Genomic DNA, 10139 nt, shown 5'->3' on the forward strand with positions numbered 1-10139 from the left:
CCGGACCCGGCCGTGGCGAGCTCCGGCGTACCCGTCGGGTTGGCCCAGATCTCGCCGGACGGCGCCGCCACGATCGTCCTGTCCCCCTTGAGCAGCACGACGCCGTCGAGCTCGCGGGCCAGCCGCGCGGCGGACTCCATCCGGTCGGCGCCGGGCAGCTCCCCGGCCAGCCGCTCGAACTCCCGGTCGTGCGGCGTGACGACCAGCGGCGCCTCCCGGCGCAGCTCCTCCGCGTGCTGCCCGCCGGCGAGCAGGGTCAGGGCGTCGGCGTCGAGGAGGACCGGCAGGGGGCTCGCGAGAACGCCACGCAACTCCTCCCGGGCGTCGTCGCTCGTGCCCAGCCCGGATCCGCACACCCACGCCTGTACGCGGCCCGCGTCGGCGACCCGTGACACGGCGACGACCGACGGGTGCTGCCGGACGACCTCCTGATCGGCGGTGCCCGCGTAGCGCACCATGCCGGTCGGCCCGGCGAGTGCTCCGGTGACCGACAGCAGCGCCGCGCCGGGGTACGTCGCGGAGCCCGTGGCCACTCCGACCACCCCGCGGGTGTACTTGTCGGACGACGCCGAGGGGCGGGGCCACCAGGCGGCGATGTCGGGCGCGTCGGGGACTCGTACCGCCGGATCCGCGGGCAGCGTGGCACCCAGGCCGATGTCGACCAGCTCGACGAGGCCCGCCAGGGCCGCGGCGGGACCCACGACGTGGGCCGGCTTGAGACAGCCGAAGGTGACCGTCACATCGGCGTGCACCGCATCCCCCGGCACGTCTCCGGTGTCGACGGCCACACCGCTCGGCACGTCGACCGCGACGACGGGCGGCCGCCTGCCGTCGCGCCCGCGCAGCCCGGACAGCTCCCCGGCCAGCTGTGCCGCCTGCGGCCGCAACCCACCGCTGCCACCGATGCCCACGATGCCGTCGACCACGAGGTCAGCGACCGGCGGCAAGCCGGGGACCCGGCGCCCACCGGCGCGCAGCAATGCCGCCAGCCCCGCCGCATGAGCCCTCTCCGGCTGCAGCAACACAGCCAGCACCGCGGCGCCCCGGGCGGCGAGTCGCGCGCCCGCGTAGAGAGCATCGCCGCCGTTGTCCCCGCTACCGACGAGCAGGACCACCGTCGCGCCGTAGACCCCGCCGCGCTCGCGCAGCAGCAACGCGCACCGGCGCGCCAGCCCGGCCGCGGCACGCTGCATCAGCGTGCCCTCCGGCAGGGTCGCCATCAGCGCCTTCTCGGCCGACCGTACGTCCGCCACCCGCCATGCGTGCCGCATCGGAACTCCCTACCTGCCGTCGCTCAGGCCTCCGCCACCACCATGGCCGAGGCGATGCCACCGTCGTGGGACAGCGACAGGTGCCAGCGGTTGACGCCCCGCTCGGCGGCGGCCGCGGCGACCGTGCCGGAGACGGTCAGCCAGGGCCGGCCGTCGGGGTCCGAGACGATCTCGCAGTCGTGCCACCGCAGCCCCGCGGGGGCGCCGAGCGCCTTGGCCACGGCCTCCTTGGCCGCGAACCGGGCGGCCAGCGACTCCGCCGAACGCGGGTTGCCGGACGACGTCGTCCGCTCCGAGTCGGTGAAGAGCCGATCTCCGAGCAGCGGCGTCCGCTCCAGCGAACGGGCGAACCGTTCCACCAGCACCACGTCGATCCCGACAGACACGATCACACGGCCAACCCTATCCGGGCCGAGTTGTCCACAGGCCCGGCCCGGAGGCCGGCAGGTTATCCACAGGCACCCTCCGCGGCGTTCGGAATCGGCCTAGCGTGACGGCCCCGAACCACTCCAGGAGGTTGCCCATGCGGTCCGAACTGAGCGTCGACATCCCTGCCGTGCGGTCCTGGGCCACGGCGCTGCGCCGGACGGGCGGGCGGATGGAGGCCGATCCGCCGTCGCCCGGCGCGGGGCCCGTCTGGTCCTGCACGGCGGCCAACGCCGCCGCCGTCGACGCGGCGCAGCGGATCCTGAGCCTGCTCACCGATGACATCGCGGGCATCAGCGCAGCCACCCTCGCCACGATGGACGACTACGAGGCCGCCGACGACCGGGCAGCAGCGGCTCTGCGGCGGGTGCGATGAGCGCGACAGTTCTGGCGACCGACCCCGCGCGGTGGCAGGCCGCCGCGATGGACTGGCGGCGCTGGGCGGCAGCGGCCGGCTTCTGGGCGGCCCGCATCCAGAGGTGCGCCGCGCGCCTGCGTGATCTCTGGTCGGGCGCCTGCGCGGAGGCGGTCGTGGCGGCCCTCACCGCGATCGTCCACCGGCTGACTCTGCTCCGCCTCGGGTGCTGGGCCGCCGATCAGGCGCTCAGCGAGTTCGCGGCGGCGCTGACCCGGGCCCGGCGCACCGGTGCTTCCGCCGCGGCTGCCGACCAGACCCACGCCGGCACCCTGCGCCGCCTCTTCCCCGCCCCACCACCACACCCCACACCCACCCCTTTCTGTACGGCCACAGCTCCCCAAGTCCACGCCTGGTGGCAGTCGCTCAGCCCCGCCCAGCGCGACGACGTGACAGCCCGGCAGCCGGACTGGCTGGGTGCCCTCGACGGCGTGCCCGCATCCGCCCGTGACAGGGCCAACAGGCTGCTGCTCGACAACACCCGGGCATCCGGCGGCATCCGGCTGCCCGCCGACCTCGCGGCCCGATTGGATGCCGAGTCGGGTCCCCGGGCGTACCTGATGGGCATCGACCCGGCGGGCGACGGCCGCGCGGTGGTGGCCCTCGGCGACCCGGACCAAGCCGCAGCCGTGGTCACGCACGTGCCCGGGATGACCGCGGACCTCGCGTCCTACCGGGGCGAGCTGACCCGCGCCGACCGGCTCGCCGTCCGGGCCGCCGAGCTGGCACCGGACCGGCCGGCCAGCGCCGTCATGTGGCTGGGCTACGACGCACCGGACGACCTGGTCGAGGCGGCGGGCCGGGCGCCGGCGGCGGCCGGGGCCGACCGGTTGCGCCGCTTCCAGGAGGGCCTGCGGGTCACGCACGAGGGCGAGCCGGCCCGGCAGACCCTGCTCGGGCACAGCTACGGCTCACTGGTGGTGGGCACTGCGGCGGCGCAGCCGGGCCTGGCCGCCGACAGTGTGGTCTTCGTCGGCTCTCCGGGCGTGGGCGTCGACCACGCCGGCGACCTGCGGGTGCCGCGTTCGGAGGTGTACGCCATGACGGCGTTCTCCGATCCCGTCCAGTGGGCGGCGGTCGCCCCGGACGCGCTGGCCCGGGATTTGCTCGTGAGCCGCGCAATCCCCGGCGGGGCGGCACATGCCTTCCTGCGCCCGGAGGACGAGCTCTTCTTCGGGCGCAACCCCGCCGACCCGGCGTTCGGCGCTCGCTCGGTGGCGAGCCAGCCGGACGCCGGGCACGTGGGCTACTGGGACGAGGGACGGCCCGCGCTGGACGCCCTCGCCCGGATCGTGACGGGACGGGCCGATGTCACTCCACGGTGACGGACTTGGCCAGGTTACGGGGCTGGTCGACGTCGTGCCCCCGCGCGGTGGCGATCTCGCAGGCGAGGATCTGCAGCGGCACGGTGGTCATCAGCGGCGCGAGCAGGGTGGGCGTGCGCGGCACCGGGATCAGGTGATCGGCATAGGCGGCCACGGCGTCGTCGCCCTCCTCCGCGATCACGATGGTCCGCGCTCCCCGGGCCCGGACCTCCTGGATGTTGGAGACGACCTTGTCGCGCAGCACGCCGCGGCCGGCCGGCGACGGCACGACGCACACGACCGGGGTGCCCTGGTCGATCAGCGCGATCGGCCCGTGCTTCAGCTCGCCGGCGGCGAAGCCCTCGGCGTGCATGTAGGCGAGCTCCTTGAGCTTGAGCGCGCCCTCCAGCGCCACCGGGAAGCCCACGTGCCGGCCGATGAAGAGGATCGTCGACGCCGTCCGCAGGTCGCGGGACAGCTCGCGCACCTCCTCCATGCGGGTGAGCAGCTCGCGCAGGTCGTCCGGCGTGCGCTGCAGGCGGGAGACGACGGCGGCGACCTCGTCCGCGTACATGACGCCGCGGATCTGGGCCAGGTGCAGGCCGATCAGGTAGCAGGCGACGAGCTGGGTGAGGAAGGCCTTGGTCGAGGCGACCGCGATCTCGGGCCCGCCGTGGGTGTAGAGCACGGCGTCCGACTCGCGCGGGATCGTCGAGCCGTTGGTGTTGCAGATGGCGAGCACGCGCGCCTTCTGCTCCTTCGCGTGGCGCAGCGCCATCAGCGTGTCCATGGTCTCGCCGGACTGGCTGATCACGATGACCAGCGTCGAGCGGTCCAGCACCGGGTCGCGGTAGCGGAACTCGCTGGCCAGCTCGACCTCGCAGGAGATGCGGGTCCAGTGCTCGATGGCGTACTTCGCGACCATGCCGGCGTGGTAGGAGGTGCCGCAGGCGACGATGAAGACCTTGTCGACGTCGCGCAGGTCCTGGTCGGTCAGGCGCACCTCGTCCAGGACGATCTCGCCCCGCTCGGAGAGCCGGCCCAGCAGCGTGTCCGCGATGGCCTGCGGCTGCTCGGCGATCTCCTTGAGCATGAAGTGCTCGTAGCCGCCCTTCTCCGCGGCGGAGGCGTCCCAGTCGATGTGGAACTCCTTGCCGCTCGCCTCGGCGCCCGCGAAATCGGTGATCTCGATGGCGTCCGGCGTGATCAGCACGACCTGGTCCTGGCCCAGCTCGACGGCCTCGCGGGTGTGCTCGATGAAGGCGGAGACGTCGCTGGCCAGGAAGTTCTCGCCCTGGCCCCGGCCCACCACGAGCGGGGAGTTGCGCCGCGCGGCGACGACGGCGTCGGGCACCTCGAGGTCGATCGCGAGCAGGGTGAAGGCGCCCTCGAGACGGCGCACGGTGCGGCGCATGCCCGCGGCGAGCAGCTGCGGACCGGTCTCGGTCGCGCCGGACTCGCGCAGGGCGCGGATCTCGGCGGCGAGCAGGTGGGCCGCGCACTCGGTGTCGGTGTCGCTGACGAACTCGACGCCGGTGGCCTCGAGCTCGGCGCGCAGCCGGGAGAAGTTCTCGATGATGCCGTTGTGGATCACGGCCACCCGGCCGTCGTTGGAGAGGTGCGGGTGGGCGTTGCGGTCGGTCGGGCCGCCGTGGGTGGCCCAGCGCGTGTGCCCGATGGCCGTCGGCCCGGTGGCGATGCCGTCGCTCGCCCGCTCGGCGAGGGCCTTCTCCAGGTTTGCCAGCTTGCCGGCCTTCTTCTCGGTCAGGATGGCCGTGTCCCCGACCACCGCGACGCCCGCGGAGTCATAGCCGCGGTACTCCAGGCGGCGAAGTCCGTCGAGCACGATTTGCAGCGCCGGTCGAGCACCGACGTAACCCACGATCCCACACATGTGGGGCAGCGTAGCGGACTTTCGCGCATCCGGGGTGCGCGAGAGGCATACTTTCGCGCACGCCACTTGATCGAAATGGGCGAACGGGACCAGCCGGGCAGATATAGCCGCAGGTCATCGACCGCCACGACACGACCGGGTGATCCGCGGCTGGCGTCCTCGGCGTACCGTCGAGCCGACGACTCCCCGGGAGAGACGCTTGAGCTACCCACCGCCGCCCTCCGATCCCCACGACCCGCCCTCGGCCGATCCGTGGGCGACGTCGACGGGCGACACCCCGGCGCCGCAGCCGCGCCCGGGCGAGCACTTCCAGCCGGGCCACGCGGCCGTCCCGCCGCCCGTCGAGTTCGACCCCTACCCGCCGACGTCGCAGTTCCCGGCGAGCTCCCCGCCCGGCTACCAGGGCTACCAGCAGCCCGCGTACGGTCCGCCCGGCACGCAGCCGGGATACGCCGGTCCGCCGGGATACGGCCCGCCACCCCCGGGATATCAGCAGCCCTACGAGACGCCGAAGCCCAAGCGGAACAACACCCCGCTGATCGCCGTGCTGATCGCCGTCACGCTGCTGCTCTGCGCCGGCGGCGTGACCTCGGTCGTGCTCCTGGTGAACAGGGCGACCGAGAAGGCGCAGGAGACGATCGGATCGTTGCCGACGGCGCCGCCGGACGTCGACGTCCCGGGGCTGCCCACCGAGCTGCCGACCGACCTGCCCACGCTGCCGACCGACCTGCCGGACGTGCCCGGCAACGGCTTCGGCGAGGACTTCGAGGTCGAGTACGAGGTGACCGGCGACGGCCCGGTCTCGATCGTCTGGGTGGACGCCGAGAACGGCCCGCAGCAGCAGAGCGACGTCTCGCTGCCGTGGCGCAAGAAGCTGACCATGCAGAAGCCCTACTTCGTCTCCGTGACGGCCGTGCGCGCCGACGTGGAGGAGGGCACGATCGCCTGCTCGGTGAAGGTCGACGGCGAGCAGGTCGCCGAGAAGGAGGGCACCGGCCGCTTCACGACGGCCAGCTGCTCGAAGGCCGTTTCCTGACGCGGACCCGTAGGCTGGCGGGCGTGACGTCGTCGATCTCGGCGGACCCGCTCGTCGGCCGCATGCGCCCATTCGGCACCACCATCTTCACCGAGATGTCCGCGCTCGCCGCGCGGACCGGCTCGGTCAACCTGGGTCAGGGCTTCCCCGACACCGACGGGCCGCCGGAGATGCTCGCGGCGGCCGCCGAGGCGCTGCGGTCCGGCGCCAACCAATATCCGCCGCTGCCGGGCATCCCCGCCCTGCGCCAGGCCGTGACCGCGCACGAGCAGCGCTTCTGGGGCCTCGCCCGGGACCCGGACACCGAGGTCGTGGTGACGGCCGGCGCGACCGAGGCGATCGCGGCCGCCGTGCTCGCCCTGTGCGAGGCCGGCGACGAGGTCGTGTGCTTCGAGCCCTACTACGACTCGTACGCGGCGTCGATCACCCTCGCCGGGGCGGTGCGCCGCCCGGTGACGCTCCGGCCCGGCGCGGACGGGCGGTACGCCTTCGACGAGGCCGAGCTGCGCGCCGCTTTCGGGCCGCGGACCCGGATGGTGCTCCTCAACACCCCGCACAACCCCACCGGCAAGGTCTTCACCGCGGCGGAGCTCGCGCTGATCGCCGAGCTGTGCCGGGAGCACGACGTCCACGCGGTGACCGACGAGGTGTACGAGCATCTGGTGTTCGACGACGCACAGCACGTCCCGCTGGCCGGGCTGCCCGGGATGCGCGAACGCACGCTGCGGATCTCGTCGGCGGGCAAGACGTTCTCGTGCACCGGCTGGAAGGTCGGCTGGGCCACCGGTCCGGCGGCGCTCGTCTCGGCGGTGCAGCGCGTCAAGCAGTTCCTGACCTTCGTCAACGCGGGACCGCTCCAGCCGGCCGTCGCCGTCGCGCTGGGGCTGCCCGACGCCTATTTCGCCGGGTTCCGCGCGGGACTGCAGGCGCGGCGGGACAGGCTTGTCGCCGGGCTCACCGAGGCCGGGTTCCGGGTGCTGCCCGCCGAGGGCACCTACTTCGTCACCGCCGACATCGGCCCGCTGGCGCCGGAGGACATGGACGGGGTCGCCTTCTGCCGGACGCTGCCCGAGCGGTGCGGGGTCGTCGCGGTGCCGACCCAGGTGTTCTACGACCACCAGGAGCAGGGGCGGCAGCTGATCCGGTTCGCCTTCTGCAAACGCGAGGACGTGATCGACGAGGCCGCGCGCCGCCTGAGCACCCTCGCCCGCTGACACAGAGGCGCCATCGCCGACGAGCTGCCCGAGACCGACGACCATGTCAGGGCGGCCAAGCGGGGCCGACGGAAAACGCCGCCGCGGAGGAAAACGGCCCGGCGCCGCGCTGGGGAGCGCTACACCGGGCCGAAAATGCCGGACCGAAAGGAGCCGGGCCGGAGAAGAGCGATCAGGCGGGGCTGGCGGTCCGCACCTCGTCGGCCACCCGCTCGGCGACGGCCCGGGCCTGCTCCTCGGTGGCCGCCTCGACCATCACCCGGACGAGCGGCTCGGTGCCCGACGGGCGCAGCAGCACCCGGCCGGTCTCGCCCAACTCCGCCTCGGCCAGCGCCACGGCGGCCTGCACGGTCGGGGCCTGCGCCCCGGCCTCCCGGTCGGCGACGTTGACGTTGATCAGGACCTGCGGCAGCTTGTGCACCACGGCGGCCAGGTCGGCCAGCGACTTGCCGCTGGACGCCATCGTGGCCATCAGGTGCAGGCCGGTCAGCACCCCGTCGCCCGTGGTGGCGTGCGCCGGCATGACGATGTGACCGCTCTGCTCGCCGCCGAGGGCGTACTTGCCGGCGTTGAGCTCCTCCAGGACGTACCGGTCGCCGACCTTGGTCTCGATGAGGCGGATGCCCGCATCCTTCATCGCCAGCCGCAGGCCGAGGTTGCTCATCACCGTGGCGACCAGCGTGTCGTCGGTCAGCGCCCCCGCGTCGCGCAGCGCCAGCGCCAGGATCGCCATGATCTGGTCGCCGTCGACCAGGTCGCCCGTGGCGGTGACCGCGAGGCAGCGGTCCGCGTCGCCGTCGTGGGCGAGGCCCAGGTCGGCGCCCTCCCGGATGACCGTCTCGATCAGCGACTCCATGTGCGTGGAGCCGCAGTTGTCGTTGATGTTCAGGCCGTCGGGCTCGGCATGGATCGCGATGACCTCGGCGCCGGCCTGCTGGTAGGCGGCCGGGGCGACGTCGCTCGCGGCACCGTTCGCGCAGTCCACGACGACCTTGATGCCCTCGAGGCTGTGCGGCGTCGCGTCGACCAGGTGCTTGGTGTAGTGCTCGGCGCCGTCCAGCAGGTCGTGCACGCGGCCGACGCCGGCGCCGGTCGGGCGGCCGACCAGCCCGTGCCCGTCGGCGATCGCCGCCTCGATGCGCTCCTCGATCTCGTCCGGCAGCTTGAGGCCGCCCGGGGCGAAGAGCTTGATCCCGTTGTCCGGCATCGGGTTGTGCGACGCCGACAGCATGACACCCAGGTCGGCCTGGGCCTGCCCGGTCAGGTACGCGACGGCGGGCGTGGGCAGCACGCCGACCCGGACGACGTTCGCACCGGCGCTGGCGAGGCCCGCCACGACGGCGGCCTCCAGCATCTCCCCGCTGGCCCGCGGGTCCCGGCCGACGATGGCGAGCGGCTGGTGGCTCCGGTCGCTCTCGACCAGCACTCGCGCGGCGGCCACGGCCACCGACAGTGCCAGCTCCGGGGTCAGCAGCTCGCCGTTGGCAAGCCCGCGTACGCCGTCCGTGCCGAAGAGTCGCCCCATGGCGCCGTTCCTTTCGGTGGTCCGGACGCTCCGGACCGGAAGTCGGTGGGTCCCGCCGCCGCGAAGGAAGCGCCGCAACGGGAAGGTCTTCCGCCGCCGCCAAGGCGCGCCGCGACGGGAAGGGCTTTCGCCGCCGCGAAGGAAGCGTCGCGACGGAAGGGTCTTCCGCCGCCGCGAAGCAGCGGAAGGGTCAGCCGCCGGGAGCGGCGGGAGGATCCGCCTCCGCGGGAGCTGCGGCGACGGGAAGGGAGAGATGCGAAACGGCCGGGCACGCCCCAGGCGAGGGGGCGCACCCGGCCGTATCGGTCAGACGTGGTGCAAGACGAGCGCTGAGGTCAGCGCTTCGAGTACTGCGGGGCCTTGCGGGCCTTCTTGAGACCGTACTTCTTGCTCTCCTTGACGCGGGCGTCACGGGTGAGGAAGCCGGCCTTCTTGAGGGCGGGACGGTCGTCGCCGTCGTTCGCGATGAGCGCGCGAGCGATGCCGAGGCGCAGCGCACCGGCCTGGCCGGTGATGCCGCCGCCACGCAGGTTGGCGATGACGTCGAACTGCTCGGCCTTCTCGGCGGTCAGCAGCGGCTCGCGGATGAGCTGCTGGTGAACCTTGCTCGGGAAGTAGTTCTCGAGGTCGCGGCCGTTGCAGGTGATCTTGCCGCTGCCGGGGACCAGGCGGACCCGGACGATGGCCTCCTTGCGGCGGCCGACGGTCTGGATCGGGCGATCGCCGGGGCGCGGCGCGCGAACGGCGGGAGCCGGGGCCTCGACCACCACGACGGTCTCAGCGGGCTCTTCGACGGTCTCGACGTTCTCGACGACCTCGGGCTCGACGATGTCGGTCATGCTGTTTCCTTCGCCCGCGCTCACTGCGCGATCTGCTTGATTTCGAACGGCTGCGGCTGCTGCGCGGCGTGCGGGTGCTCGGCGCCCGGGTAGACCTTCAGCTTCTTGATGATCTGACGCGCGAGCTTGTTGTGCGGGAGCATGCCCTTGACGGCCAGCTCGACCGCGTGCTCGGGGCGCTTGGTGAGCAGCTCCTCGTAGCCGACCTGCTTCAG

10 protein-coding genes are annotated in these 10139 nt (G+C 73.4%); 4 read left to right on the top strand and 6 right to left on the bottom strand.

Translation table 11 applies throughout. The features are described 5' to 3' along the window. On the bottom strand, nt 1–1271 hold a 1271-nt coding region (locus RBH18_RS41005), incomplete at its 3' end, for a bifunctional ADP-dependent NAD(P)H-hydrate dehydratase/NAD(P)H-hydrate epimerase (RefSeq protein ID WP_306215915.1). Between the two features lie 23 nt (nt 1272–1294). Beyond that, a complete protein-coding gene (locus tag RBH18_RS41010) occupies nt 1295–1663 on the bottom strand; it encodes a holo-ACP synthase (RefSeq protein WP_306215916.1) in 369 nt (122 codons plus the stop codon). Between the two features lie 131 nt (nt 1664–1794). On the opposite strand from RBH18_RS41010, the gene RBH18_RS41015 reads away from it, so the two are divergent. Next, complete coding sequence (locus tag RBH18_RS41015; RefSeq protein ID WP_306215917.1) at nt 1795–2073, top strand: hypothetical protein; 279 nt, start codon at nt 1795–1797, stop codon at nt 2071–2073. Beyond that, nucleotides 2070–3437 carry an alpha/beta hydrolase gene (locus RBH18_RS41020; protein WP_306215918.1) on the top strand — a complete coding sequence of 456 codons (1368 nt, stop codon included), beginning with the start codon at nt 2070–2072 and terminating at the stop codon, nt 3435–3437. Before RBH18_RS41015 ends, RBH18_RS41020 begins: the two co-directional genes overlap by 4 nt. Here RBH18_RS41020 and glmS read toward each other — a convergent pair. Next, entirely contained in the window at nt 3424–5310 is a 1887-nt protein-coding gene (gene glmS, locus RBH18_RS41025; RefSeq protein ID WP_306215919.1) for a glutamine--fructose-6-phosphate transaminase (isomerizing), read from the bottom strand. The two genes, RBH18_RS41020 and glmS, sit on opposite strands and share 14 nt — an antisense overlap. Before the next feature lie 199 nt (nt 5311–5509). On the opposite strand from glmS, the gene RBH18_RS41030 reads away from it, so the two are divergent. Further along, the gene (locus RBH18_RS41030; protein ID WP_306215920.1) at nt 5510–6346 is read left to right on the top strand and encodes an MmpS family transport accessory protein; all 837 of its coding nucleotides are present in this window, start codon (nt 5510–5512) and stop codon (nt 6344–6346) included. Between the two features lie 35 nt (nt 6347–6381). Beyond that, on the top strand, nt 6382–7560 hold the full coding sequence (locus tag RBH18_RS41035; protein WP_306215924.1) for a pyridoxal phosphate-dependent aminotransferase: 1179 nt from the start codon (nt 6382–6384) through the stop codon (nt 7558–7560). 172 nt (nt 7561–7732) lie between these two features. Here RBH18_RS41035 and glmM read toward each other — a convergent pair whose 3' ends face one another. The 3 genes from glmM to RBH18_RS41050 form a co-directional block, all read right to left on the bottom strand. Further along, on the bottom strand, nt 7733–9085 hold the full coding sequence (glmM, locus tag RBH18_RS41040) for a phosphoglucosamine mutase (protein WP_306215921.1): 1353 nt from the start codon (nt 9083–9085) through the stop codon (nt 7733–7735). A 335-nt stretch (nt 9086–9420) separates the two neighbouring features. After that, on the bottom strand, nt 9421–9924 hold the full coding sequence (gene rpsI, locus RBH18_RS41045; protein ID WP_306215922.1) for a 30S ribosomal protein S9: 504 nt from the start codon (nt 9922–9924) through the stop codon (nt 9421–9423). Between the two features lie 20 nt (nt 9925–9944). Next, the coding region (locus tag RBH18_RS41050; RefSeq protein WP_306215923.1) for an uL13 family ribosomal protein at nt 9945–10139 on the bottom strand (195 nt) is incomplete at its 5' end.

The organism is Actinoplanes oryzae (assembly GCF_030757795.1).
Taxonomy (GTDB): Bacteria; Actinomycetota; Actinomycetes; order Mycobacteriales; family Micromonosporaceae; genus Actinoplanes.